Genomic DNA, 26,998 nt, shown 5'->3' on the forward strand with positions numbered 1-26,998 from the left:
CCATGAAAACCCTGATCAAAGGCTTGCTAATCCTCATGCTAATTGGCAGCCCCCTTGTAGCTCTGGCTGAAACCCTGCGCTGTGGCAGCCAGCTGGTGAGCATCGGTGATCGCCGTTTTGAGGTGCTGCAAAAGTGTGGCGAACCCGCCTACCGTGACCTGGTCGGTTACAGCTTGAGTAAAAATGAACGCCGCGAATACAGCGTCGAAGAGTGGGTCTATGGCCCTGATAACGGCATGCTCAGCATCCTCACCTTTGAGGGTAATCGCCTGAGTCAGATCGAGCGGCAGCGTAGCCGCTGATAGGTCATTCCATGAAAGCCCTGATCCTCGGCCTGCTTCTGCTGGTGCCCTTGACTGCACAGGCTTCATCGACCCTGCGCTGCGGCAGTCAGCTCATCAGTACGAATGACGCCAGCAGTACAGTACTGCACAAATGCGGCGAGCCCATCAGCCGGGACTTTCTCGGCTACCGTGAGCGCCTGGATATCTATGGCTACCGCCATGAAGTGGCGGTGGAGGAATGGACCTATGGCCCACGCAACGGCATGTACCACTTCCTGCGGTTCGAGGCCAACCGCCTGATCAAGATCGACAGCAAACGCGGTAACTGACAAAGCCGCTGGCGCCTGCTAGCCTCGCCGGCCTGCCACCAAGGAAAGGTCGTCGATGCTGATCATCCCCGCCGAACACCCTCTGGACTGGAAAAAACCACCCGTTATCACCCTGCTGCTGATCCTGCTCAATGTGCTGATCTACTTCGGCTATCAGGGCGGCGATCAGACTCGGGAAGAACAAGCGGTCAAACTCTACCTCGATGGCGGCCTGCTCAACCGCGAGCGCGCCCTGTTTATACCGGCCTTTACCGAGCGCCATGAACTGGACGAGGAGACGCGCGAACAGCTGGACGCCATGCGCCGCCGCGATCTGGCCAGGTTGGTATTGTTCGACCTGCAGTTCGAGCACAACCTGCATCACCACCCCGACTATCTGAGCGACCCGACCTGGCAGCAGGCGCGACAGAAAGCAGAAGCCGCGCGCGATCGCATCAGCATCATGCGGTTCGGCTTTATCCCCGCCAAGTTCAGCCTTGAAGGCCTGTTTGGCGCCATGTTCCTGCATGGTGACTTCGGCCACCTGGCCGGCAACATGCTGTTCCTGTTTATCTTTGGCTTCGCCCTGGAAATCGCCCTGGGACGCTGGGTCTACCTGGGGCTGTACCTGCTCAGTGGGGTGTCATCGCATCTGTTGTGGTGGATCATGGATCCGGCCTGGATCGCCGGAGTGGGCGCCTCAGGTGCGATTTCCGGGTTGATGGGCATGTACCTCGGGGTCTACGGCCTACGCCGGATCAACTTCTTCTACTGGCTAGGCCCGCTGTTTGGTTACTTCCGCGCCCCGGCCCTGTGGATCCTGCCGGTGTGGTTGGGCAAAGAGCTATACGGCTTGCTGCTGGCCAATGACAACGTCAACTACTACGCCCACCTGGGCGGGCTGCTGGCCGGATTCGCCTGCGTCTGGCTGCCACGCCAGACCAACCAGCTGAAGGTCGACGAAGCCTATCTGCACAAAGAGGACCCGGACGCCGATTTCAAGCGCGAGTTGGCCAGCCTGGATCAGCAGATCGGCAGCTTCGCCCTGGAGCAGGCAGCCCAACGCGGCCTGGCCATGCTCGGCCGCTACCCGGGGCGTGCGCCGCTGCTGGAACGCCTCTATCCCCTGGCCCTGAACCGCAAGGATCGGGCGCTGCTCAGCAGCGTGCTGCAACAGCTGCTCAAGCTCCCCGAGGACGCCCCCAGCCAGGCCCTGCTGCAGCGCCTGGCCGAGGATAGCGGCAACCCGCAGCATGGCCTGCTGCGTCACCCCGGCGTGCAACTGCACCTGTTGCAGCGCCTGCTCAGTGGGCACGACAACCAACTGGCCCTGGGTGCCTGGCGACGCCTGAGCCAGGGTGCTCAGCGCCCGGAGAAGCTGCCAGCCCTGACCCTGCAGCTGGCCAAGTTGCTGGGCAAACAGGGCGACTTTCGCGGCCTGGCTGAACTGGCCCACTTCCTCGGCGAGGCCTACCCCATGGCCGAGCAGACCCGCCAGCTAAGCCTCTACCGCCAGCATCTGCAGCGCTAAGGCGGCCGCTCAGGCCTGAGTGGTGAGCTTGGCCAAGGTCGTCTGCAGCGCCCGGACCTCAACCAGCAGCGGCGACTGCGGGTAACGGGTCAGGATAAAGGTCAGCAGCTTCTGCGCCGGCTCGACCTGCCCCAGGCCCTCGGCAAAACCCCGGGCCGCCAGCAGATAGGCCCGGGGAATATGCGGATAGCTGGGAAAGCGCTGGTGCAGATTGCGCAACAGGCTCAGGGCCTCGCGGGTCTTGTGGCGCTGCAGCAGGGCCTCGGCCACCACTTCGCAGACCTGGGCGTCCTCGGGCAGATAATCGGCCTGTAGCTGACGGGCATTGAGCAGCGCCGTTGCGGCCAGAGATGGATTCAAGCGTGCGGCCAGGGGCAGGTAGTGGCTCAGATGACGCAGACAACGGCTGCGCTCACGCAGGCCGAACAGCAGCTGGTGGAAGCGTTCATTGAGCCTGATGTCGTGATCATTACGTTCAAGGGCTGCAGCCAGGGTTTCCAGGGCCTGGCCACTCTGGCCCTCCTTGAGGCGGATCTCGGCCTGGGCCAGGGCGCGACGGCGCTGATATTCAGCCGTCGGATAAGAGGCCTGGCCATTCTCATCGGCGATCACATAACCCAGGGCGCCCTGATACTGGAACACCGCATAGCCCATCATGGCGCACATCACCACGCCGAAATAGGCGAACAGAAAGGCCGCAATCGGCACCAGCACCACCCGGGGCAGGCCGCTGGAAAGCATATGGGTCACCCAGCCCGGCGACTGCCAGAGGATAAACAGAAAGGCGCAGAGAATCAGGTAGCGCCAGCCCATGGCGCGCATCACCTGGCCCACCTGATCGGGACTCAGGGCCGCACCCAGCTCCTTGTCCAGAGCCAGGCGGATAATGCTGGCCGGCATGGCCAGGAGGATGCCCAGGGTCACCGCCCAGTAAAGCGCTTCGCTGTTGAAGTCCGCCGCCAGCCACAGTGCGCCAAAAGCAATGGCGAACACCACCAGCTGGCGAAAGAACAGGCTGAAGCCCTCAGGGCTGAAGGCGCTGAGCAGGCTGGGGGCCTGGCTGCCGGCCTGGCAGCTGGCCTCGATCACGCTGTGAAAATACTTGGTCGCCACGCTGAACAGGCAGCCCCAGAGGATCAGCGACTGCGGCATAAACAGGCTGGCCAGGGCCAGCAGTACGGCAAAGGTCATGGGGCCGCCCTGCAGCCCATAGAGAAAGAAGCTGGGAATCCGCTCCCAGAACGGCTGGGCCGTGTTGGCCGCGCCAAGGAACTGCAGCTGCACATTGCACAACGGGCAGACCGGCAACTCGTCCGGGGCATCGGCATTCAGGGGGATACAGCAGTCGCCGAAGCTGCGCTCGCACGGCAGGCACTGCCAGGTGGCGGGTTGCGCCGGATGGTAACGGCAGAGGGTCTTGTCCATAAGCTGGGCTTCCTAAAAGACGGCATCAACAATCGCCGGGAGCGATTTTCAACGTCGCGCAGCGACGGCCCGAAGGGTGGCCGCCTGGGATCGCAGGCCATAAAAAAAGAGGGCCATCGAGGCCCTCTTCTTGTGTACCGCGAGACGGGGGAAGTTTACACCCCCGAAGCCTCGGCGGCAGCCACGTCCTTGATGGACAGCTTGATACGGCCGCGGTTATCCACGTCCAGTACCAACACCTTCACTTCCTGACCTTCCTTGAGCACGTCGGTGACCTTCTCCACGCGCTGATCGCTGAGCATGGAGATGTGCACCAGGCCGTCCTTGCCCGGCAGGATGTTGACGAAGGCACCGAAGTCAACGATGCGCTCAACCTTGCCGACGTAGATCTTGCCGATCTCGGCTTCCGCAGTGATGGCCAGTACGCGCTGCTTGGCAGCCTCGGCCGCTTCCTTGGTTTCGCCGAATATCTTGATCGAGCCGTCGTCTTCGATATCGATCGAAGCCTTGGTTTCTTCGCAGATGGCGCGGATGGTGGCGCCGCCCTTGCCGATCACGTCGCGGATCTTGTCCTGGTCGATCTTCATTGCCAGCATGGTCGGCGCGTTGGCCGACAGCTCGCTGCGCGACTGGGCAATCACCTGGTTCATCTGGCCGAGGATGTTCAGACGCGCTTCCAGCGCCTGCTCCAGGGCCTGCTCCATGATTTCTTCGGTGATGCCCTGGATCTTGATGTCCATCTGCAGTGCGGTCACGCCCTTGGCGGTACCGGCTACCTTGAAGTCCATGTCGCCCAGGTGGTCTTCGTCGCCGAGGATGTCGGTCAGTACGGCGAACTTGTCACCTTCCTTGACCAGGCCCATGGCGATACCGGCCACCGGCGCCTTCATCGGCACACCGGCGTCCATCAGGGCCAGGGAAGCACCGCAGACCGAGGCCATGGAGGACGAACCGTTGGATTCGGTGATTTCCGACACCACACGGATGGTGTACGGGAATTCGTCGGCGCTCGGCAGCATGGCGGCTACGCCACGACGGGCCAGGCGACCGTGACCGATTTCGCGGCGACCGGTGGCGCCCATGCGACCACACTCGCCCACCGAGTACGGCGGGAAGTTGTAGTGCAGCATAAAGGGGTCTTTCTTCTCGCCTTCCAGGGTGTCGAGCAGCTGCGCGTCACGGGCGGTACCGAGGGTGGCAACCACCAGGGCCTGGGTTTCGCCACGGGTGAAAAGCGCCGAACCGTGGGTCTTGTCCAGTACCCCGACTTCGATGTTCAGGCCACGTACGGTGCGGGTGTCACGGCCGTCGATACGCGGTTTGCCGTTGACGATGTTCTCGCGCACGGTGCGGTATTCGATTTCGCCGAAGGCATCCTTCACTTCACCGGCAGAAGGCTGGCCTTCTTCGCCGGAGAACTTGGCCACCACCTGGTCTTTCAGCTCGCCCAGGCGCGCATAGCGGTCCTGCTTGATGGTGATGGTGTAGGCCTGGGAAATGGCCTCGCCGAATTCGCTGCGGATGGCGTCCAGCAGCGCGGTGTTGGCCTGCGGGGCAGTCCAGTCCCAACGCGGCTTGCCGGCTTCGGCGGCGAGCTCTTCCACGGCCTTGATCACCGACTGGAATTCGTCATGGGCGAACAGCACGGCGCCCAGCATCTGGTCTTCGGTCAGCTCCTTGGCTTCCGACTCGACCATCAGCACGGCATCCTTGGTGCCGGCCACGACCATGTCCAGGCTGGAGGCCTTGAGCTGCTCGTAGGTCGGGTTCAGCAGGTAGCCGGTTTCCGGGTGGAAGGCCACACGGGCGGCGCCGATCGGGCCGTCGAACGGGATGCCGGAGATGGCCAGGGCGGCCGAGGTGCCGATCATCGCGGCGATGTCCGGATCGGTCTTCTTGCTGGTGGAGACCACGGTGCAGATCACCTGCACTTCGTTCTGGAAGCCTTCCGGGAACAGCGGGCGGATCGGGCGGTCGATCAGACGCGAGGTCAGGGTCTCTTTCTCGCTCGGACGCGCTTCACGCTTGAAGAAGCCACCGGGGATCTTGCCGGCTGCGTAGGTTTTTTCCTGGTAGTGCACCGACAGCGGGAAAAAGCCTTTGCTCGGATCGGCACTCTTGGCGCCGGTGACGGCCACCAGCACGGTCACGTCGTTATCGACGGTGACCAGCACGGCGCCGGAGGCCTGGCGGGCGATACGGCCCGTTTCGAGGGTAACGGTCGACTGACCGAACTGGAACTTCTTGATTACCGGGTTCACGGTGTTTTCCTTCTCTTTGTTGCCCTTGGGGAAAGCGGTTCTTACAACCCTGGCTCGACATGCGAACACAGGGGTCTTGCAGAATGAGTGGGCGGTTACGGGAATCGGACCCGCTATCGTCCAAAACAGCCAAAGCAGAAAAGCAAAAGCTGGAAGCGGGGCAGGCCCCACTTCCAGCTTCGGCAGTCAGCTACGCATAAGCATTGCTTAGCGACGCAGACCCAGGCGACCGATCAGGGTGCTGTAACGATTGGCGTCCTTACCCTTCAGGTAGTCCAGCAGCTTGCGGCGCTGGTTAACCATGCGGATCAGACCACGACGGCTGTGGTGGTCTTTGCCGTTGGCCTTGAAGTGGCCTTGCAGCTTGTTGATGTTGGCGGACAGCAGGGCTACCTGCACTTCCGGGCTACCGGTGTCGCCTTCAGCTTGCTTGTAATCGTTAACGATCTGGGCTTTTTCTACAGCGCTGAGTGCCATATGGGCAATCCTCTCAGTTAGGCAACTGCCGAAACAGTCGCAATAGGCCGGGAATCGCTTCCCGTGTTTTAAAAGGAGGTATGACCGTGCCTATTAACAGCCACCCTCGATACACGCAGGGCGGAGCCAAAACCCCAACCCGCGCTACGGTCATCTGACCGCATTTGCTTGCGACCCAGGCTAGGCCTTGGTCGAAATCAATCGACGCGGCGCAATGCGCCCGTCTTCGCTCACTTCACCGATACCGATAAAGCGGCCATTGTGATCCTGTACCCGCACCATGCCGAACTTCGGCGCTTCCGGTGCGCGCACCGGCTGCCCTTGCAACCAGTAGAACGCACTGTGCTCGGAAAACTGCAGCAGTGGCCAGTGTTGCAGGCCGCTATCGACCGGCTGCAGAAACTGATCAACCGCTTCATTGCCGCCTTCGCCATGCACCCGTTCCAGCTCTTCGAGCGTCACGGTGCGGCTCAGATCGAAGGGCCCGGCCTTGGTACGGCGCAGTTCCGCGACATGGGCACCACAGCCGAGCAGCTGGCCAATATCCTCCACCAGGGTACGGATATAGGTGCCTTTGCTGCAGTCCACGGCCAGTCGCGCCTGATCACCTTCGCAGGCGAGTAATTCCAAGCGCGCAATAGTAACAGAACGCGGCTCGCGCTCCACCACTTCACCGGCACGGGCCAGCTTATAAAGGGGCTGCCCGTCACGCTTGAGGGCCGAGTACATCGGCGGTATCTGGCTGATTTCACCGCGAAAACGCGGCAACAGCGCTTCGATATCGACACGACCAACGGTCACCTCGCGACGCTCCAGCACTTCGCCTTCGGCATCGCCGGTGCTGGTGGTCACCCCCAGCTGCATCAGGGTCTCATAGCCCTTGTCGGCATCCAGCAGGTACTGGGAGAACTTGGTCGCCTCGCCGAAGCACAGCGGCAGCACGCCGGTGGCCAGAGGGTCGAGGCTGCCGGTGTGGCCGGCCTTCTCGGCGTTGAGCAGCCAGCGCACCTTCTGCAAGGCGGCGTTGGAACTGAAGCCCTTGGGCTTGTCGAGCAGGATGATGCCATTGACCTGGCGACGGATACGTTTGACCTGGGCCACGGCTTTACTCCTTGGCCTCGGTAACGTCGTCGCCATGCAGGCGGTCTTCGCTGACGGCGCGCTCGATCAGGGCCGACAGCTCAGCCCCGCGGATCACGCTTTCGTCGTAATGGAAGCGCAGGTTGGGTACGCTGCGCAGCTTCATGGCGCGGCCCAGCTGCATGCGCAAAAAGCCACTGGCGTCGTTGAGCACCTTGAGGCTTTGCGCCACGCTGTCCACGCCATCGATGGGCTCAGCACCCATAAAGGTGACGAACACCTTGGCATGACTGGCGTCACGGCTGACCTCGACGGCGGTCACAGTGACCAGACCACCCAGGCGCGGATCCTTGATTTCCATGCGGATCAGTTGTGCCAGTTCCCGCTGGATCTGGTCACCGATACGCTGGGCACGGCTAAATTCTTTGGCCATTTCAACTACCTTTCACTCGCCGCGAGGCCTTGGCGGGCATCGGGCTCAAAAGCGGCAAACGCCCGGCCACGTCTAGACGGGGCCGGGCGCTGCATATTGCAACTCGCGATACAGGCCTGTTACAGGCTGCGAGCCACCTGGACCTTCTCGTACACTTCGATCTTGTCGCCAGGCTTGACGTCGTTGTAGCTCTTCACGCCGATACCGCACTCCATGCCGGCACGCACCTCGGACATGTCGTCCTTGAAGCGGCGCAGGGACTCCAGTTCGCCTTCGAAGATCACCACGTCGTCGCGCAGTACGCGGATCGGGCGGTTACGGTAAACAGTCCCTTCAACCACCATACAACCGGCGATTGCACCGAACTTCGGCGAACGGAACACATCACGCACTTCCGCGATACCCAGGATGTTCTCCCGTACATCGCTGCCGAGCATACCGGTCAGGGCTTTCTTGACGTCTTCGATGATGTCGTAGATCACGTTGTAGTAACGCATATCCAGGCTTTCCTGCTCGACGATCTTCCGTGCACCGGCATCGGCACGCACGTTGAAGCCGAACAGCACGGCATTGGAGGCCAGGGCCAGGTTGGCGTCGGACTCGGTGATACCACCGACGCCGCCCGCTACCACACGCACCTGCACTTCATCGTTGCCCAGGCCACTGAGCGAGCCCTGCAGCGCTTCAAGGGAGCCGCGTACGTCAGCCTTGATCACGATGTTGAGGGTCTTCTTCTCTTCCTGGCCCATGCTTTCGAAGATGTTTTCCAGCTTGCCGGCATGGGCGCGGGCCAGCTTGACCTCGCGGAACTTGCCCTGACGGAACAGCGCCACTTCACGCGCCTTGCGCTCGTCGGCGACCACAGTCAGCTCGTCGCCGGCTTCCGGGGTGCCATCCAGACCGAGGATTTCCACCGGAATCGACGGACCGGCTTCCTTGATCGGCTTGCCGTTCTCGTCGAGCATGGCGCGGATGCGGCCGTAGTTGGAACCCACCAGGGCCATATCGCCCTGACGCAGGGTCCCGTCCTGAACCAGTACGGTAGCCACCGGGCCACGGCCCTTGTCCAGACGGGACTCGACCACAACACCGCGGCCCGGCGCCGAAGGCACGGCCTTCAGTTCCAGCACTTCGGCCTGCAGCAGTACGGCTTCGAGCAGCTCGTCGACGCCGGTACCCGCCTTGGCGGAAACCGGCACATAGGGTGCGTCGCCGCCCCACTCTTCCGGGATCACATCCAGCGCGGCCAGGCCGTTTTTGATGTTGTCCGGATTGGCTTCCGGCTTGTCCATCTTGTTGATCGCGACCACGATCGGCACGCCAGCGGCTTTCGCATGCTGCACGGCTTCCTGGGTCTGCGGCATAACGCCGTCATCGGCGGCCACCACCAGAATCACGATATCGGTGGCCTGGGCACCACGGGCACGCATGGCGGTAAACGCAGCGTGGCCCGGAGTGTCGAGGAAGGTGACCATGCCGCGGTCGGTTTCCACGTGGTAGGCGCCGATGTGCTGGGTGATACCACCGGCTTCGCCGGCAGCTACCTTGGCGCGACGGATATAGTCGAGCAGCGAAGTCTTACCATGGTCGACGTGACCCATGACGGTCACCACCGGCGCACGGGATACCGCCTCGCCTTCGAACTTCAGGGACTCGGCCAGCTGCTCTTCCAGGGCGTTGTCGCTGACCAGCGTGACCTTGTGGCCCAGCTCTTCGGCGATCAGCTGGGCAGTTTCCTGGTCCAGCACCTGGTTGATGGTCACCGGGGTGCCCATCTTGAACATGAACTTGATGACTTCAGCCGCCTTGACCGACATCTGCTGGGACAGTTCGCCCACGGTGATGGTCTCGCCAATGGCCACTTCACGCACCACCGGACCGGTCGGGCTCTGGAAGCCATGCTGATTGCGCTTCTTCAGCTTGGACTTGCCACGCCCACCGCGGCGGAAACCATCGCTCTCTTCGTCGATGGTACGCGGCGCCACACGGGGGGCCGGCACCTTCTCTTTAACGGTCGGACGGTGCTGGGTAACCTTGCGCTCGCCACGACGGTCGTCGTCGTTGCGGGCCTTGTCCGGACGGCGCAGCTCATCCTTCTTGCGCTCTTCAACAGGCGCTACCACCGGGATATCGACGACCGGCGCCAGATCCACAGAGGCCGGCGCAGGCGCGGCAGGTGCAGCCGACTCGGCAGCAGGCTGCTGCTTGGCCGCTTCCTCGGCCTTGCGCTTGGCTTCCTCTTCCGCCTTCAGGCGTGCGGCTTCGGCAGCAGCTTGCTGCTCGGCCAGCTCGCGCTGCTTCTCGGCTTCGATTTCTTCAGCGCTGCGCTTGACGAAGGTCTTCTTCTTGCGCACTTCGACGCTGATGGTCTTGCTACCAGCCACCCGCAGGGTACTGGTGGTCTTGCGCTGCAAGGTAATCTTGCGCGGCTCTTCCACCTTGTCGCCGTGGCTGCTCTTGAGATAGGCCAACAGGGCCTGTTTCTCACTGTCGGTTACGGCTTGCTCGGCACTCTTGTGCGGCAAACCTGCCTCACTCATTTGCTGCAGCAGGCGTTCAACCGGCGTATTGACCACTTGGGCCAGTTCTTTCACCGTGACTTGCGTCATGCATTCCTCTCCTCAGGCCGCAACTACTTACTCGAACCAATGGGCTCGGGCGGCCATGATCAACTTGCCGGCACGCTCAGCGTCGATACCGTCGATGTCGAGCAGGTCGTCAATCGACTGCTCGGCCAGGTCTTCGCGGTTAATCACGCCGCGCACTGCCAGTTCATGCGCAAGCGTCTTGTCCATACCCTCAAGTGAGAGCAGGTCTTCGGCCGGGTGGGCATCTGCCAGCTTTTCCTCGTTGGCGATGGCTTTGGTCAGCAGGCGATCTTTGGCCCGAGCACGCAGCTCGGTGACGATATCTTCGTCAAAACCATCGATGCTGAGCATCTCTTCCATCGGTACGTAGGCAATCTCTTCGAGGCTGGTAAAGCCCTCTTCGACCAGCACCTGGGCCAGTTCCTCGTCGACTTCCAGCTCGTCGATAAAGCTCTGCAGGATGTCGCCAGTCTCGGCCTGTTGCTTGGCCTGAATATCGGCTTCGGACATGACGTTCAGGGTCCAGCCCGTCAGCTGGCTGGCCAGGCGCACGTTCTGACCACCACGGCCAATGGCCTGGGCCAGGTTGTCTTCGCCCACGGCGATGTCCATGGCATGGGCATCTTCGTCGACGATGATGGCGGCCACTTCGGCCGGCGACATGGCGTTGATCACGAACTGTGCCGGATTCTCATCCCACAGCACGATGTCCACACGCTCACCCGCCAGCTCACCGGAGACGGCCTGCACACGGGAACCGCGCATGCCGATACAGGCACCCTGCGGATCAATGCGCTTGTCTTTCGAGCGCACTGCCAGCTTGGCGCGCGAGCCCGGATCGCGCGAGGCGCCCATGACTTCGATCAGGCCTTCGGCGATTTCCGGTACTTCGATACGGAACAGCTCGATCAGCATTTCCGGCGCGGTACGCGACAGGATCAGTTGCGGGCCGCGGTTCTCGGTGCGAATTTCCTTGAGCAGGGCGCGCAGACGCACGCCCACGCGGAAGGTTTCGCGGGAAATGATGTCTTCGCGGGCCAGCAGGGCTTCGGCGTTGTTGCCCAGGTCGACGATCACGCTGTCGCGGGTGACTTTCTTCACGGTACCGGAGATGATCTCGCCCAGGCGCTCGCGGTAGGCATCGACGATCTGCGCCCGCTCGGCCTCGCGCACCTTCTGCACGATCACCTGTTTGGCGGTTTGCGCGGCGATACGACCGAACTCGATGGACTCGATCTTCTCTTCCAGCACGTCACCGACCTTGGCATTGGCCTCGACGGCGCGCGGCATATCGACGGTAACCTGGTGGGCCGGATCGTCGAAATCGGCCTCGTCCACCACTGTCCAGCAGCGGAAGGTTTCATAGCTGCCGTTCTGGCGATTGATCGCCACGCGCAGTTCCACTTCGTCCTCGAAACGCTTCTTGGTGGCGGTGGCCAGGGCCAGTTCCAGCGCTTCAAAAATCACACTTGCCGGTACGCCCTTTTCATTGGACACCGACTCAACAACCAGCAGTACTTCTTTGCTCATCGTACGCCTCGCCTTTCGCAATCCATTGGATCCGCGCAATCCGCGCTAGCTGCGCAATCCATGCAGCTAGCGCGGATTACGCGTTTCAATCAAACCTGGGGATGATATTGGCCTTGTCGATCGAATCGATCGGCAAGAGGAATTCGTGGTCACCCTCCTGAACCACCACATCCTGTTCTTCTACACCACGTAGAAGGCCCTGAAAGTTGCGTCGTCCTTCAAAAGGCGAGCGCAGCTTGATTTTCACTTGCTCACCGGCATGGCTGGCAAACTGCTCAAGAGTGAACAGCGGCCGATCCATGCCCGGGGAAGACACCTCCAGGGTGTATTCCGAGGTGATGGGATCCTCGACATCGAGCACACCACTGAGTTGTCTACTGACAATCTCGCAGTCGTCGATCAGGATGCCATCCGCCTTGTCGATATATACGCGCAGCAGCGAATGCCGCCCCTGCGACAGGAACTCAATACCCCAGCATTGATAGCCAAGCGCCTCAACTACCGGGGCCACCAAGGCCTGCAACTGTTCTAGCTTGCTCGACACCTGAACCCCTCGCGCATGCTGTAGAAATAAAAAATGGGCGAAACGCCCATCATCAAACCGCCCTCTAAAGGCCGGCAAAGCTGACTCCCAGCTAGCAAAAAGCCCCTGAAAAGGGGCTCCGCGACTGCTTAATGCGGGGTTGGTAGCTCTACCAACCATCTTCGGATTCATCATCCGAGGAGAGACCTGACTGCTCTTCCCACATCAAAGCTGGGGCCGAAGTATACGGCCGAACCCACTCAAGGGTCAACCGACACTCCAGAAACAAACAAGCCCGCATAAAGCGGGCTTGCTTGAAAATTGGTACCGAGGAGGGGACTCGAACCCCTACAGCCTATGGCCACTACCACCTCAAGGTAGCGTGTCTACCAATTCCACCACCTCGGCAAAATCGTTTGCAACTTACCGCTTTATTGCTGCTCTGGAACCTGAGGTACATCGACTGCTTCAGCAGCCGGCGCAGCGGCCTCCAGAACCGGTACATCTTCAACAGCCGGCTTGGCCTGCTGAACTTCCAAGACCGCTGGATCAGGCAAACCAACCTGAGCCAAACCATCAGCCTTTTCTTTAGCAAAGAACGCTAAACCCAGGCTGGTCAAGAAAAAACCGGTGGCGAGTATAGCAGTAACGCGACTCAGAAAGGTAGTACTTCCTTGACTGCCGAAGACAGTAGCAGAAGCCCCCGAACCAAAAGACGCGCCTGCATCGGCACCTTTGCCCTGCTGCAGCAAAACCAGTACTACGACACCAATGGCGCCCAGCAGATGCAAAACAACAATAACTGTTTCCAGCATTTCTTTAGCTTCCTGCGGCGCGACAGATCGCCCCGAAATCATCTGCATTCAGAGAGGCTCCACCCACAAGCCCCCCATCGATATCCGGCATACCGAACAACTCGGCTGCACTGGCGGCCTTGACACTGCCACCATAAAGAATTCTCAACTCGCCTGCCAGACTGGCATCCAGCCGGGCAAACTGCGCACGAATAGCCTCGTGCACTTGCTGCGCCTGCTCCGGCGAAGCCGTCAGCCCTGTACCAATAGCCCAGACCGGCTCGTAGGCCACCAAGGCATTAGCAAAAACCTTGACACCCAAGGCCTCGATCACTGCTGCGACCTGTTCGGCAACCACTGCCAGGGTCTCCCCCGCCTCGCGCTGAGCCAAGGTCTCACCTACGCACAGCACAGGCGTCAGGCCGACCGACTGAGCGGCAGCAAACTTGCGCACCACCAGTTCATCCGACTCACCAAGCAGCAGACGCCGCTCGGAATGCCCAACCAGCACCAGTGAACAGCCCGCATCCAGCAACTGGATCGCCGCCACTTCTCCGGTCAGGGCGCCCTGCTGCGGCTCGTAGGCGCAATTCTGCGCACCCACCGCAACAGCACCTGCAAAACCTGAAACAGCCTGGGCCAGGTGCAGAGCGGAGGGAAAAACCGCCACATCCACATCTGCCGGCAGCGACTGCTGCTTGAGACCGCCGATCAGCTCAGCGACGCTGGCGCAGGTACCGTGCATTTTCCAGTTACCAGCAACCATTGGGCGACGCATGCTTTACCTCGTCGGTCAAAGAGGGCGCAGATGTTACTCAACGACGCCCTGACTCGCAAGCCAAATCAGGCACAAACTTCGGCGACAACCTTAGCCAATTCATCGGCATAGCCGCGCACCTGACCCTCATCATCACCTTCAACCATGACCCGCACCAGCGGCTCTGTGCCGGATTTACGCAGCAGTACGCGGCCACGCCCAGCCATCTGCTCGGTCACCCGTGCACTGGCCGCCTGCACCGCCGCATGCTCCAGTGGGTCGACACCGCCGGAGAAGCGCACATTGACCAGGACTTGCGGGCACTTCTGCATCCCCTGACGCGCCTCACCCAGGGTTTGCTCGCGACGCTTGAGCGCCATCAGCACCTGCAGCGCCGCGATGATCGCATCCCCGGTGGTGGTGTGCTGGAAACACACCAGATGCCCGGAACCCTCACCACCCAACTGCCAGTCACGTGCCAGCAGCTCGGCGATCACATAACGATCACCCACCTTGGCCCGCACAAAGGGAATGCCCAGATCGGCCAGGGCCAGTTCCAGGCCGAGATTGCTCATCAGGGTGCCAACCACGCCGCCTTGCAACTTGCCACGTTCGTGCAGGTCACGGGCGATGATAAACAGCAGCTCGTCACCATCGACCAGGGTGCCGGTGTGATCAACCATCAGCACCCGATCGGCATCACCATCGAAGGCAATACCCAGATCGGCATGGCGCGCCACCACTTCGGCCTGCAGGTTTTCCATATGGGTGGAGCCGCAGCCATGGTTGATATTCAGCCCATCGGGCTGAGCCGACAGCACGTGCACCTCGGCACCCAATTCGCGGAACACACTGGGAGCCACCTTGTAGGCCGCGCCGTGGGCGCAATCGATGACGATTTTCAAACCGGAAAAACTGGTACTGGTCGGCACGCTGCTCTTGCAGAACTCGATATAACGGCCGCTGGCATCATTGATACGCGAGGCCTTGCCGATCTTGGCCGACTCCACCACGGTCATGGGCTGATCGAGCAACTCCTCGATCATCAGCTCAATCTCATCCGGCAACTTGGTGCCCTGGGCCGAGAAGAACTTGATGCCGTTGTCTTCAAAGGGGTTGTGCGAAGCGCTGATGACGATCCCGGCATCCGCCTGGAAGGTACGAGTCAGGTAGGCAATGGCCGGGGTTGGCATCGGCCCGAGCAACTGCACATCCGCACCTGCCGCAGCCAAGCCGGCCTCCAGGGCCGATTCGAACATATAACCGGAGATGCGCGTGTCCTTGCCGATCAGGATGCGGCACTTGCCCTGCTTACGAAAGGCCACACCCGCAGCCCAACCCAGCTTGAGCATAAAGTCCGGGGTGATCGGAAACTCGCCGACGCGGCCACGGATACCATCGGTACCAAAATACTTTCTTGCCATGATCCAGAATCCTTGATGACTTAATCGGCTGCCGCAACGGCAGCCAGCATGCGCACCACATCGACCGTTTCGGCCACGTCATGCACCCGCAGAATATGTGTGCCCTTGTTGATGGCCAGGGCCGCCAGGGCCAGGCTGCCATATAAACGCCCACCCACCTCATGACCCAGCACCTTGCCAATCATGCTCTTGCGCGAGACGCCGACCAACAAGGGGCGCCCAAGCCCATGCAAGGCATCCAGATGCTTGAACAGGCTGAGATTGTGCTCCAGGGTTTTGGCAAAGCCAAAACCCGGATCGAGAATCAGACGGTCGGCAGCAATACCGGCAGCGGCGCAGGCTGCCATGCGTTCGACGAGAAAGTCACGCACCTCCGCGACGATGTCGGGATAGTACGGACTGTCCTGCATGGTGCCCGGCTCGCCGCGCATATGCATCAGGCATACCGGCAAACCGGTATCGGCCGCGGCATCCAGAGCGCCGTCGCGACCGAGGGAGCGCACGTCATTGATCAGCCCGGCACCGAGGCGAGCCGTTTCACGCATCACCGCCGGAGTCGAAGTATCCACCGAGATGATCACATCCAGCTCGGCAGCAATCGCCTCGACGATGGACGCGACCCGCTCCAGCTCTTCGACCGGAGAAACCGCCCGTGCACCGGGCCGGGTCGACTCGCCGCCGACATCGATCAGGGTCGCCCCTGCCTTGAGCATGCCTTCGGCATGCCTGAGTGCCGCATCGCGCGCAGTAAAGCGACCACCATCGGAGAAGGAGTCAGGCGTGACATTGAGAATGCCCATAACCTGCGGGCGACTTAAATCAAGAAGCCGGCTGCCACAAGGCAGCCGGCCAAAGGTAGGAACGGCAGACATTACGAACCTTAGTGCTCGGCGGCAGGACCACCAATAGGCTTATCGGCATTGACTTCGGGCTCAAGCGCCGCAACCGGCGTGCCGCCATCGTTGCCACCCGACCAGTCCCGCGGCTCGCGTGGAGTGACGCCATTCATAATGTCGTCGATCTGCGAGGCATCGATGGTTTCGTACTTCATCAAGGCTTCAGCCATGGCATCGAGCTTGTCACGATTCTCTTCCAGCAGACGCTTGGCGGTACTGTAACAGCCATCGATGATGCTGCGAATTTCCTCGTCGATTACCTTGGCGGTGTCGGCAGATACATTGCTTTGCTGGCTACCCATGCTACGCCCAAGGAATACCTCACCCTCTTCCTCGGCATACATCATCGGACCAAGCCTTTCCGACAGGCCCCACTTGGTCACCATGTTCTTGGCCAGCTGGGTGGCGCGCATGATGTCGTTGGAGGCACCGGTGGTGACGCCATCGAAGCCCAAGGTCATTTCCTCGGCGATACGACCACCGAACAGCGAGCAGATCTGGCTGATCAAGGCGCGCTTGCTCAGGCTGTAGCGATCTTCTTCCGGCAGGAACATGGTCACGCCCAGGGCGCGACCACGGGGAATGATCGACACCTTGTAGACCGGGTCATGCTCGGGCACCAGACGACCGACGATGGCGTGCCCGGCTTCATGGTAAGCCGTGTTGAGCTTTTCCTTGTCGGACATGACCATGGTCTTGCGCTCGGCGCCCATCATGATCTTGTCCTTGGCCAGCTCGAACTCCTTCATTTCCACCAGGCGCTTGCCGGCACGGGCGGCAAACAACGAGGCCTCGTTGACCAGGTTGGCCAGGTCGGCACCGGAGAAGCCGGGCGTACCGCGGGCAATCACTGCCGGCTCGACGTCATCGCTCATCGGTACCTTGCGCATATGCACCCTGAGAATCTGCTCGCGACCACGGATATCAGGCAGGCCGACCACCACCTGGCGGTCGAAGCGACCAGGGCGCAGCAGCGCCGGGTCGAGTACGTCAGGACGGTTGGTGGCGGCAATCACGATGATGCCGTCGTTCATCTCAAAGCCGTCCATCTCCACCAGCAACTGGTTGAGGGTCTGCTCGCGCTCGTCGTGACCGCCGCCCATGCCGGCGCCACGGTGGCGACCGACAGCGTCGATCTCGTCGATAAAGATGATGCAGGGCGCGTGTTTCTTGGCCTGGTCGAACATGTCACGCACACGGCTGGCGCCCACACCCACGAACATCTCGACGAAGTCGGAGCCGGAGATGGTGAAGAACGGTACCTTGGCCTCACCCGCTACGGCCTTGGCCAGCAGAGTCTTACCGGTACCAGGCGAACCCACCATCAGCACGCCACGGGGAATACGCCCACCCAGACGCTGGAACTTGCCCGGGTCGCGCAGGAACTCCACCAGCTCGCTGACTTCTTCCTTGGCCTCGTCGCAACCGGCGACGTCGGCAAAGGTGGTCTTGACCTGATCTTCAGACAGCAGGCGCGCCTTGGACTTGCCAAAGCTCATCGGCCCGCCCTTGCCGCCGCCACCGCCCTGCATCTGGCGCATAAAGAACATGAAGACCGCGATGATCACCAGGATCGGGAAGCTGGCCACCAGCAGCTGAGTCCAGATGCTCTGCTGCTCCGGCTGCTTGCCGACGATCTGCACGTTGTTGTCCATCAGGTCCTTGATCAGGCCGTTGTCCTGAATGGCCGGACGCACGGTTTCGAAGGATGTGCCATCGCCGCGCACGCCACTGATGATGAAACCATCGACGGTGACACGCTGCACCTGTCCGTCCTGCACCTGCTGGATAAACTCCGAATAGTTGAGCTTGCTCGACTCATTCGGAGTGGAGAAGTTGTTCATCACCGTCACAAGGACAGCGGCGATGATCAACCACAGGATCAGATTCTTTGCCATGTCGTTCAATTAGCTACCCTCTGCAGCAGGCCCCATGTCGAAGCGTGCTCGCCTGACGACCCATTATGTACCACTCTAACTTACACCAAACGCCCGCTACTGGCAGGCGCCGTCTGTAACCCTTTATTTGCCCTTGGCCGCGTGCAACCTACTCGAATATCAGATGCCTATTCGCCGCGCGCGTTCCCCGTTCTATTCGCCGCGATAACCCCGTGCCAGCAAATACTGCTCGCGGGAGCGGTCACGGGATGACAAGGGCTTGCGCATCTGCACCTTGTCGAACATCTCGCGCACCTGCTTGTGGTACGCATCGAAACCTTCGCCCTGGAAAATCTTGATCAGAAAATCGCCACCGGGGCGCAGTACCCGACCGGCCAGATCCAGCGCCAGCTCGCACAGGTACATGGCCCGCGGCTGATCGGCTGCCCTGACTCCACTCATATTGGGGGCCATATCGGAAATAACAAGGTCAACCGCGCTGTCACCAATGGCCTCCAGGATCCGGGCGAACACCGCATCCTCGGTAAAGTCGCCCTGAATAAAGGTGACGTCGGGAATGCTGTCCATTTCCAGGATATCTGACGCGATCAGGGTGCCCTTGTCACCGATCACCCGACTGGTGACCTGGGACCAGCCCCCCGGCGCGGCGCCCAGGTCGACCACGGTCATGCCCGGACGCAGGATGCGATCCTTTTCCTGGATTTCCAGCAGTTTGTAGCTGGCGCGCGAGCGATAGCCATCCTTCTGCGCCATCTTCACGTAGGGGTCGTTGAAATGTTCTTTCAGCCAACCTTGACTGGTCTTGGAACGGGCCACGCGATACCTCTAACTGTGCTGAGCATGAATATCTGGGCGGGTTAGCGGGCGCTCGGGTAAACTAGCCGCCGTTTTTCCAGATTAAATGCAGGAACCTGATTATGCCGCTCACTCAAGAGCAGAAGAAACAATTCAAATCTATCGGCCACCACCTGAAACCCGTATTGATCGTGGCCGACAATGGTTTGACTGAAGGCGTTCTGGCTGAGCTTGAGCGCGCCCTGAACGATCACGAACTGATCAAGGTGCAGCTGCGCATCACCGAACGCGAAGACCGCCTGCAGGTGATCAACGAACTGTGCAAGGCCGGCAACGCCGAGCTGGCCCAGGTGATCGGCAAGATGGCGCTGATCTATCGCAAGAACCCCAAGCCGAACAAGAATCTGTCCAATATCCACCGTTTCCAGGCTTGATCTGCACGCCCGGCCCCGGTTTATCAGACTTGGGGCTTGGCCGTTACAGCCCTGGGCAGGGGCTGCAGAATCAACAGCAGGCCACAAAACAGCATCACCAGATAGCTGAAACGCAGCCAGCGCTGCGCATCACCGGCCCACTGCGTCACCAGCAGGTAACTGGCCGCCATCAGCAGTACGGTCAGCAGCAATTGCCCGCGCATATCTCGCCACAGAGCCGCCCACTGCTGCGCCCGTACCAGCACCACAACCTGCAAACCGGCACAGACTGCCGCCAACCCCACCATCAACGGGTTCAGGCGCGCCATGATCTCTTCCATCAACAGCGGCGCCAGTCCCAGCTTGCCAACAGCCGGCAGAAGGAGAAACTGCAGCACCGCCATGCCGCCGACCCAGAAGGTCTGGGCCAGCAGCCAGCTGATGCTGCCCGCGTCGAGGGCGCTCGGTTTAGAGATGACGGACCTCGACGATCTCATACTCGATCACGCCGCTGGGGGTCTGTACCGTCACCACATCACCTTCGCTCTTGCCGATCAGGGCACGGGCGATAGGCGAGCCGACGGAAATCTTGCCGAGTTTGATATCGGCCTCATCCTCGCCAACGATCTGATAGGTCACGCTTTCATCGGTTTCACAGTTGGCAATTTCCACCGTGGTGCCGAAGATCACCTTGCCGGTGTGCTCGATGGTGGTGACATCGATCACCACTGCATTCTGCAGACGGCCTTCGATATCGCGGATACGCGCCTCGACCATACCCTGCTGTTCGCGGGCGGCGTGGTATTCGGCGTTTTCCTTGAGGTCACCCAGCTCGCGGGCCTCACCGATGGCCTGACTGAGCTGCGGACGCAGCACCTTGGTCAGATGAGCCAGCTCCTCTTCCAGGGCGCGCGCGCCCTGGACGGTCATGGGGTATTTATTCATGCCTTGATTCCTGCATGCAGATCCTGCAGCCGGCGCACGGTCTTCTCGGGACCGAACTTGAGCGCCTCACAGACCGCCTGCCCCGCCGCGATGGTGGTGGTGCAGTAGATCTTGTGCTGCAGAGCGTTACGACGAATGGAGTAGGAGTCGGCGATGGACTGACGCCCCTCAGTGGTGTTGATGATCAGGGTGACTTCGTCGTTCTTGATCATATCGACCACATGCGGACGACCTTCGGTCACCTTGTTCACCCGGCGTACCGGCAGACCAGCGGCCTCGATCACCTTGGCAGTACCGGCGGTAGCCACTACTTCGAAGCCCAGGGCCACCAGATCACGAGCCACCTGCACGGCCTCGGCCTTGTCGTCCTCGCGCACACTGATAAAGGCGCAACCGGAGTTCGGCAGAATCTCGCTGGCACCCATCTGGGCCTTGGCAAAGGCTTCGCCGAAGCTGTCGCCAACGCCCATCACTTCACCGGTGGACTTCATCTCCGGGCCGAGAATCGGGTCGACGCCGGGGAACTTGGCGAAGGGGAACACCGCCTCCTTGACACTGAAGAAGGGCGGGATGATTTCCTTGCTGTAGCCGGCCTCGGCCAGGGTCTTGCCGGCCATGACCCGGGCCGCCACCTTGGCCAGGGACTCGCCCACGCACTTGGAGACAAACGGCACGGTGCGCGAGGCGCGCGGGTTGACTTCGATGACGAAGATATCCTCGCCCTGCACGGCCATCTGCACGTTCATCAGGCCAACCACGCCGAGTTCCAGGGCCATTTTCTTGACCTGCTCGCGGATCTCATCCTGGATGTGCATCGGCAGCGAGTACGGCGGCAGCGAGCAGGCGGAGTCACCGGAGTGCACGCCGGCCTGTTCAATATGCTGCATGATCGCGCCGATCACCACGGTCTCGCCGTCGCACACCGCATCCACGTCCACCTCGATGGCGCAGTTGAGGAAGCGATCCAGCAGCACCGGGCTGTCGTTGGAGACTTTTACGGCCTCGCGCATATAGCGCTTGAGTTCTTCTTCCTGGTAGACGATTTCCATCGCCCGGCCGCCCAGTACATAGGACGGACGCACCACCATCGGATAACCGATGCTCTTGGACAGGGCCAGGGCCTCATCTTCGCTGCGCGCGGTGGCGTTGGCCGGCTGACGCAAGCCCAGGCGCTGGACCATCTGCTGGAAGCGCTCACGGTCTTCGGCGCGGTCGATGGCCTCGGGGCTGGTGCCGATGATCGGTACGCCCGCTTCTTCCAGGGCGCGGCAGATCTTCAGCGGAGTCTGGCCGCCGTACTGCACGATCACACCCTTGGGCTGTTCGACGCGGACGATTTCCAGCACGTCTTCCAGGGTCACCGGCTCGAAGTACAGACGGTCAGAGGTGTCGTAGTCGGTGGAGACGGTTTCCGGGTTGCAGTTGACCATGATGGTCTCGTAGCCGTCTTCACGCATGGCCAGCGCCGCGTGCACGCAGCAGTAGTCGAACTCGATGCCCTGACCGATACGGTTGGGGCCGCCGCCGAGGATCATGATCTTGTCGCGGCCACTCGGGTTGGCTTCGCACTCTTCCTCATAGGTCGAGTACATGTAGGCGGTGTCGGTGGCGAATTCGGCGGCGCAGGTGTCCACGCGCTTGTACACCGGCAGCACCTTGAGCTTGTGGCGGTGGGCACGCAGGCTCTTCTCGGAAACGCCGAGCAGCTTGGCCAGGCGCGCATCGGAGAAGCCCTTGCGCTTGAGCTTGAACATCAGATCACGGTCGATGCTGGACAGGCCGAGGGTCTTGACCCGCTCCTCGTCCTTGATCAGGTCTTCGATCTGCACCAGGAACCACTCGTCGATGCGGGTCAGATCGAAGACTTCGGCGACCGTCTTGCCGGCGCGGAAGGCATCGGCCACGTACCACACGCGCTCGGCGCTGGGCACGGTCAGCTCGCGGCGCAGGATGCTCTCGGCTTCCGGGTCGTTCAGGTCGAGCTTGGGATCGAAGCCGGCGACGCCCACTTCCAGGCCGCGCAGGGCTTTCTGCATGGACTCCTGGAAGGTGCGACCGATGGCCATGACCTCACCCACGGATTTCATCTGGGTGGTCAGACGGGCATCGGCGTTGGGGAATTTCTCGAAGGCGAAACGCGGAACCTTGGTCACCACGTAGTCGATGGCCGGCTCGAACGACGCCGGGGTGCGACCGCCAGTGATATCGTTGGAGAGCTCATCCAGGGTGTAACCCACGGCCAGCTTGGCGGCGATCTTGGCAATCGGGAAGCCGGTGGCCTTGGAGGCCAGTGCCGAGGAACGCGACACCCGCGGGTTCATCTCGATCACCACCATACGCCCGGTGTTCGGGCAGATGCCGAACTGCACGTTGGAGCCGCCGGTTTCCACGCCGATTTCGCGCAGCACCGCCAGCGATGCGTTACGCAGGATCTGGTATTCCTTGTCGGTCAGGGTCTGCGCCGGCGCCACGGTGATCGAGTCGCCGGTGTGCACGCCCATGGGGTCGAAGTTCTCGATGGAGCAGACGATGATGCAGTTGTCCTTCTTGTCGCGGACCACCTCCATCTCGTATTCCTTCCAGCCGATCAGGGATTCGTCGATCAGCAGCTCGCTGGTCGGCGACAGGTCCAGACCACGGGCGCAGATTTCCTCGAACTCTTCACGGTTGTAGGCGATGCCGCCGCCGGTGCCGCCCATGGTGAAGGACGGGCGGATGATGCAGGGGAAGCCGACCTTCTCCAGCACGCCGTAGGCTTCTTCCATGTTATGGGCGATACCCGATACCGGGCAGGCCAGGCCGATGTCCTTCATCGCCTTGTCGAAGCGCGAGCGGTCTTCGGCCTTGTCGATGGTGTCGGCGTTGGCACCGATCATTTCCACGCCGAACTTTTCCAGCACGCCGTGCTTTTCCAGGTCCAGGGCGCAGTTCAGCGCGGTCTGGCCACCCATGGTCGGCAGCAGGGCGTCGGGGCGCTCCTTCTCGATGATCTTGGCCACGGTGGCCCACTTGATCGGCTCGATATAGGTGGCGTCGGCCATGGCCGGGTCGGTCATGATGGTGGCCGGGTTGGAGTTGACCAGGATGACCCGGTAGCCCTCCTCTTTCAGCGCTTTACACGCCTGGGCGCCGGAATAGTCGAACTCGCAGGCCTGACCAATAACGATGGGGCCGGCGCCGAGGATCAGGATGCTTTTGATATCTGTACGTTTTGGCATGGGGTAACTCTCGAATTCCTGGACTCAGCGGATCAGCGACGGGCAGCCATGGCGGCGATAAAGCGATCGAACAGCGGCGCCACATCGTGGGGGCCTGGGCTCGCTTCGGGGTGCCCCTGGAAGCTGAAGGCTTCCTTGTCGGTACGCTCGATACCCTGCAGGGTGCCGTCGAACAGCGACTTGTGGGTGGCGCGCAGGTTGCCCGGCAGGCTGGCCTCGTCCACGGCAAAACCGTGGTTCTGGCTGGTGATCATCACCACGCCGGTTTTCAGGTCCTGCACCGGGTGGTTGGCCCCGTGATGGCCATGGCCCATTTTCAGGGTCTTGGCGCCGGAGGCCAGGGCCAGCAGCTGATGGCCCAGACAGATGCCGAATACCGGGATCTCGGTTTCCAACGCCTGCTTGATGGCGGCAATGGCGTAGTCGCAAGGCTCGGGGTCGCCCGGGCCGTTGGAGAGGAACACGCCGTCCGGGTTGAGGGCCAGCACATCACTGGCCGGGGTCTGCGCCGGCACCACGGTGACGCGGCAGCCGCGCTCGACCAGCATGCGCAGGATATTCAGCTTTACACCGAAGTCGTAGGCCACCACGTGATGAGGCAGGTTGGCCGCGGCAATTTCCGGGTGGCTGTCGCTTTTCAGCTGCCACACGCTTGAGCGCCACTCATAGCGCTCGCTGCAGCTGACCACCTTGGCCAGGTCCATGCCCTTGAGGCCGGGGAAGCTGCGCGCCAGTTCCAGGGCCTTTTCTTCGGTGGCGTCGTCACCGACCAGAATGCAGCCGTTCTGCGAACCCTTCTCGCGCAGGATGCGGGTCAGGCGACGGGTATCGATACCGGCGATGGCGACGGTGCCGTTTTCCTTCAGGTACTCATCCAGCGGCTGGGTGCTGCGCCAGTTGCTGGCGATCAGCGGCAGGTCACGGATAATCAGGCCGGCCGCCCACACGCGATTGGACTCGGCATCTTCCGGCGTGGTGCCGGTGTTGCCGATATGCGGGTAGGTCAGGGTCACGATCTGCTGGGCATAGGAAGGATCGGTGAGGATTTCCTGGTAGCCGGTCATGGCGGTGTTGAACACCACCTCTCCGATGGTCTGGCCATCGGCACCGATGGATTCGCCGCGGAAGATGCTGCCATCAGCAAGGGCCAGGATGGCAGGTTTTAGGGCTGGCTTACTCAAGAAGACCTCCGTCGATCAACGCGTTGGAGCACACGCAGATTGTAAAAAAGCGGGATGACGTGTGAAGGTCATCCCGCTTTTTTATCTGATTCATTCTGCGCAACTTTAGTGGACACACTAAAGCGGGAAGCTTACAGAAAAATGCCTTTTCGGTCCACCGCAAGATGGCCGTGAGACATAAATCCACCGCCATGCGACATCCTGCCTCAGCGCAGCTCCAGCACATCCTGCATGTCATACAGCCCTGGCTGGCGCTTTTGCAGCCACAGCGCCGAACGCACCGCGCCCTTGGCAAAGGTCATGCGACTGGAGGCCTTATGGGTGATTTCCACCCGCTCGCCGTCGGCGGCGAACAGCACGGTGTGATCACCGACCACATCACCGGCGCGCACGGTGGCAAAGCCGATGGTTTCCCGGGCGCGGGCGCCGGTCTGACCCTCGCGGCCGTACACCGCCACTTTCTGCAGATCACGGCCCAGGGCATCGGCCACTACCTCACCCATGCGCAGGGCGGTGCCGGACGGCGCATCGACCTTATGCCGGTGATGGGCCTCGATGATCTCGATATCCACCTCATCGCCCAGCACCCGGGCGGCGGTATCCAGCAGCTTGAGGCAGAGATTGACGCCGACACTGAAGTTGGCGGCAAAGACGATGGGGATCTGCTTGCCGGCATCACTGAGCAGCTGCTTCTCCTCGGGACTGAAACCGGTGGTGCCGATCACCATGGACTTGCCGGCGGCGCGGCAGACCTCCAGGTTCTTCAGGGTCACCGAGGGATGAGTGAAATCGATCAGCACGTCGAAATCATCGACCACTGCAGCCAGATCGCCCACCAGGGTCACGCCAATCTTGCCCAGACCGACCAGCTCACCGGCATCGGCGCCGATCAGGCTGCTGTCGGCCCGGTCGATGGCGGCGCTCAGTTGCGCGCCCTCGGCCTGACTTACGGCCTCGATCAGGGTCTTGCCCATGCGCCCGGCGGCGCCCATTACTGCGATACGTTGCATAGCATCAGCTCCAAGCTGCACGCCTCAAGCTGCAAGCCAAGCGCAACATCCTCTTGCGGCTTGAAGCTTGCGGCTTGACGCTCAATTTAAACGTCGCCGAAGAAGCGCTTGACGCCCTCGAACCAGCCATTGGCCTTGGGCGAGTGGGAGTCGTCGCCTTCCAGGGACTTGCGGAACTCATCCAGCAGTTCGCGCTGGCGCTTGCTCAGGTTGACCGGGGTTTCCACCGCCACCCGACACATCAGGTCGCCCGCACCACCGCCGCGCACCGGGGCCACGCCCTTGCCGCGCAGACGGAACATCTTGCCGGTCTGGGTACCCTCGGGGATCTTCAGCTTGACCCGACCATCCAGGGTCGGCACTTCCAGCTCGCCGCCCAATGCCGCGTCGGCAAAGCTGATCGGCACCTCGCAGTACAGGTGCTTGCCGTCCCGCTGGAAGATCGCGTGCTCGCGCACATTGACCACCACATACAGGTCGCCCGCCGGGCCACCCTGGGTGCCGGCCTCGCCCTCGCCAGACAGACGGATGCGATCGCCAGTATCCACGCCCGCCGGCACCTTGACCGACAAGGTCTTGCTCTCTTCCACCCGGCCCTGACCGTGGCAGCTGCCACAGGGGTCGGTGATCATCTTGCCGGTGCCGTGACAGCGCGGACAGGTCTGCTGCACCGAGAAGAAACCCTGCTGCATGCGCACCTGACCGATACCGCCACAGGTGGTACAGGTGACCGGACTGGTACCCTTCTTCGCACCCGTGCCATCGCAGGGTTTGCAGTTGACCAGGGTCGGCACGCGGATGGTCACGGTGGTGCCGCGCACCGCCTCTTCCAGATCCAGTTCCAGCGTGTAGCGCAGGTCACTGCCACGCTGCGCGCCGCCACGGGAGCCGCCACGGCCACCGCCGAAGAAGTCGCTGAATACATCACCGAAGATATCGGAGAAGTTCGCCCCACCGAAGCCGGCACCACCGCCGCCGCCCATCTGCGGGTCGACCCCGGCATGCCCGTACTGGTCGTAAGCCGAGCGCTTGCCGGCATCGGAGAGCACTTCGTAGGCCTCGTTGGCCTCCTTGAATTTCTCTTCCGCGGCCTTGTCGTCCGGGTTGCGGTCCGGGTGGTACTTCATCGCCAGGCGGCGGTAGGCCTTTTTCAGCTCCGCTTCGCTGGCGCCGCGCTCGACCCCGAGCACTTCGTAATAGTCACGTTTAGCCATGGTTCTGCTGCAC

The 26,998-nt window shown here is 61.6% G+C and carries 24 protein-coding genes and 1 tRNA gene; 4 read left to right on the forward strand and 21 right to left on the reverse strand.

Going from position 1 to position 26,998, the window contains the following annotated elements; translation table 11 throughout:
• The first annotated feature begins 2 nt into the window (after positions 1-2).
• From GJV18_RS15150 to GJV18_RS15160, 3 genes are read left to right on the forward strand one after another with little or no spacing between them, the layout of a single operon-like run.
• Positions 3-302, forward strand: a complete 300-nt coding sequence (locus GJV18_RS15150; RefSeq protein WP_407692366.1) for a DUF2845 domain-containing protein — start codon at positions 3-5, stop codon at positions 300-302.
• An 11-nt stretch (positions 303-313) separates the two neighbouring features.
• Positions 314-613 carry a DUF2845 domain-containing protein gene (locus tag GJV18_RS15155; protein WP_160347096.1) on the forward strand — a complete coding sequence of 100 codons (300 nt, stop codon included), beginning with the start codon at positions 314-316 and terminating at the stop codon, positions 611-613.
• 55 nt (positions 614-668) lie between these two features.
• Entirely contained in the window at positions 669-2,123 is a 1,455-nt protein-coding gene (locus GJV18_RS15160) for a rhomboid family intramembrane serine protease (protein ID WP_160347098.1), read from the forward strand.
• A 9-nt stretch (positions 2,124-2,132) separates the two neighbouring features.
• Here the strand turns inward: GJV18_RS15160 and GJV18_RS15165 are convergent, their stop codons facing one another.
• From GJV18_RS15165 to rlmE, 15 genes are all read right to left on the reverse strand, one after another.
• The gene (locus GJV18_RS15165; RefSeq protein ID WP_160347100.1) at positions 2,133-3,548 is read right to left on the reverse strand and encodes a hypothetical protein; all 1,416 of its coding nucleotides are present in this window, start codon (positions 3,546-3,548) and stop codon (positions 2,133-2,135) included.
• A gap of 155 nt (positions 3,549-3,703) precedes the next feature.
• Positions 3,704-5,809, reverse strand: a complete 2,106-nt coding sequence (gene pnp, locus GJV18_RS15170) for a polyribonucleotide nucleotidyltransferase (RefSeq protein WP_160347102.1) — start codon at positions 5,807-5,809, stop codon at positions 3,704-3,706.
• Positions 5,810-6,016: 207 nt separating this feature from the next.
• The gene (gene rpsO / locus GJV18_RS15175; RefSeq protein ID WP_160347104.1) at positions 6,017-6,286 is read right to left on the reverse strand and encodes a 30S ribosomal protein S15; all 270 of its coding nucleotides are present in this window, start codon (positions 6,284-6,286) and stop codon (positions 6,017-6,019) included.
• A gap of 180 nt (positions 6,287-6,466) precedes the next feature.
• A complete protein-coding gene (gene truB / locus GJV18_RS15180; RefSeq protein WP_160347106.1) occupies positions 6,467-7,387 on the reverse strand; it encodes a tRNA pseudouridine(55) synthase TruB in 921 nt (306 codons plus the stop codon).
• Positions 7,388-7,391: 4 nt separating this feature from the next.
• Complete coding sequence (gene rbfA, locus GJV18_RS15185) at positions 7,392-7,799, reverse strand: 30S ribosome-binding factor RbfA (RefSeq protein ID WP_160347108.1); 408 nt, start codon at positions 7,797-7,799, stop codon at positions 7,392-7,394.
• Positions 7,800-7,918: 119 nt separating this feature from the next.
• The gene (infB, locus tag GJV18_RS15190; protein ID WP_160347110.1) at positions 7,919-10,408 is read right to left on the reverse strand and encodes a translation initiation factor IF-2; all 2,490 of its coding nucleotides are present in this window, start codon (positions 10,406-10,408) and stop codon (positions 7,919-7,921) included.
• 27 nt (positions 10,409-10,435) lie between these two features.
• Positions 10,436-11,917 carry a transcription termination factor NusA gene (gene nusA, locus GJV18_RS15195; protein ID WP_160347112.1) on the reverse strand — a complete coding sequence of 494 codons (1,482 nt, stop codon included), beginning with the start codon at positions 11,915-11,917 and terminating at the stop codon, positions 10,436-10,438.
• Between the two features lie 85 nt (positions 11,918-12,002).
• Positions 12,003-12,461: a ribosome maturation factor RimP gene (gene rimP, locus GJV18_RS15200; protein WP_160347114.1), complete on the reverse strand. Its 459-nt coding sequence runs from the start codon at positions 12,459-12,461 to the stop codon at positions 12,003-12,005.
• A gap of 301 nt (positions 12,462-12,762) precedes the next feature.
• Positions 12,763-12,848, reverse strand: a tRNA-Leu gene (locus GJV18_RS15205).
• 23 nt (positions 12,849-12,871) lie between these two features.
• On the reverse strand, positions 12,872-13,255 hold the full coding sequence (secG, locus tag GJV18_RS15210) for a preprotein translocase subunit SecG (RefSeq protein WP_160347673.1): 384 nt from the start codon (positions 13,253-13,255) through the stop codon (positions 12,872-12,874).
• A 4-nt stretch (positions 13,256-13,259) separates the two neighbouring features.
• Positions 13,260-14,012 (reverse strand): triose-phosphate isomerase, encoded by a 753-nt coding sequence (gene tpiA / locus GJV18_RS15215; RefSeq protein ID WP_160347116.1) that lies wholly within the window; start codon positions 14,010-14,012, stop codon positions 13,260-13,262.
• Between the two features lie 65 nt (positions 14,013-14,077).
• Positions 14,078-15,415, reverse strand: coding sequence for a phosphoglucosamine mutase (glmM, locus tag GJV18_RS15220; protein WP_160347118.1), 1,338 nt, complete (start codon positions 15,413-15,415; stop codon positions 14,078-14,080).
• Between the two features lie 20 nt (positions 15,416-15,435).
• Positions 15,436-16,287 (reverse strand): dihydropteroate synthase, encoded by an 852-nt coding sequence (gene folP / locus GJV18_RS15225; protein ID WP_160347119.1) that lies wholly within the window; start codon positions 16,285-16,287, stop codon positions 15,436-15,438.
• A gap of 8 nt (positions 16,288-16,295) precedes the next feature.
• Complete coding sequence (gene ftsH, locus GJV18_RS15230) at positions 16,296-18,209, reverse strand: ATP-dependent zinc metalloprotease FtsH (RefSeq protein WP_160347121.1); 1,914 nt, start codon at positions 18,207-18,209, stop codon at positions 16,296-16,298.
• Positions 18,210-18,401: 192 nt separating this feature from the next.
• Positions 18,402-19,025, reverse strand: a complete 624-nt coding sequence (gene rlmE, locus GJV18_RS15235; RefSeq protein WP_160347123.1) for a 23S rRNA (uridine(2552)-2'-O)-methyltransferase RlmE — start codon at positions 19,023-19,025, stop codon at positions 18,402-18,404.
• Between the two features lie 101 nt (positions 19,026-19,126).
• Here rlmE and yhbY point away from each other — a divergent pair, with 101 nt between their 5' ends.
• Positions 19,127-19,438, forward strand: coding sequence for a ribosome assembly RNA-binding protein YhbY (yhbY, locus tag GJV18_RS15240; protein ID WP_160347125.1), 312 nt, complete (start codon positions 19,127-19,129; stop codon positions 19,436-19,438).
• 23 nt (positions 19,439-19,461) lie between these two features.
• Here yhbY and GJV18_RS15245 read toward each other — a convergent pair whose 3' ends face one another.
• The 6 genes from GJV18_RS15245 to dnaJ all read right to left on the reverse strand — a co-directional run bounded on the left by GJV18_RS15245 (position 19,462) and on the right by dnaJ (position 26,985).
• Positions 19,462-19,914, reverse strand: coding sequence for a DUF4149 domain-containing protein (locus tag GJV18_RS15245; RefSeq protein ID WP_160347127.1), 453 nt, complete (start codon positions 19,912-19,914; stop codon positions 19,462-19,464).
• On the reverse strand, positions 19,886-20,362 hold the full coding sequence (gene greA, locus GJV18_RS15250) for a transcription elongation factor GreA (RefSeq protein ID WP_160347129.1): 477 nt from the start codon (positions 20,360-20,362) through the stop codon (positions 19,886-19,888). Before greA ends, GJV18_RS15245 begins: the two co-directional genes overlap by 29 nt.
• Positions 20,359-23,580: a carbamoyl-phosphate synthase large subunit gene (gene carB, locus GJV18_RS15255; RefSeq protein ID WP_160347131.1), complete on the reverse strand. Its 3,222-nt coding sequence runs from the start codon at positions 23,578-23,580 to the stop codon at positions 20,359-20,361. Before carB ends, greA begins: the two co-directional genes overlap by 4 nt.
• Before the next feature lie 32 nt (positions 23,581-23,612).
• Complete coding sequence (gene carA / locus GJV18_RS15260) at positions 23,613-24,761, reverse strand: glutamine-hydrolyzing carbamoyl-phosphate synthase small subunit (RefSeq protein WP_160347133.1); 1,149 nt, start codon at positions 24,759-24,761, stop codon at positions 23,613-23,615.
• 206 nt (positions 24,762-24,967) lie between these two features.
• Positions 24,968-25,771 carry a 4-hydroxy-tetrahydrodipicolinate reductase gene (dapB, locus tag GJV18_RS15265; RefSeq protein ID WP_160347135.1) on the reverse strand — a complete coding sequence of 268 codons (804 nt, stop codon included), beginning with the start codon at positions 25,769-25,771 and terminating at the stop codon, positions 24,968-24,970.
• An 86-nt stretch (positions 25,772-25,857) separates the two neighbouring features.
• Positions 25,858-26,985 (reverse strand): molecular chaperone DnaJ, encoded by a 1,128-nt coding sequence (gene dnaJ, locus GJV18_RS15270; protein ID WP_160347136.1) that lies wholly within the window; start codon positions 26,983-26,985, stop codon positions 25,858-25,860.
• Positions 26,986-26,998 lie beyond the last annotated feature (13 nt).

This window comes from Pseudomonas xionganensis, from assembly GCF_009763245.1.
GTDB lineage: Bacteria > Pseudomonadota > Gammaproteobacteria > Pseudomonadales > Pseudomonadaceae > Aquipseudomonas > Aquipseudomonas xionganensis.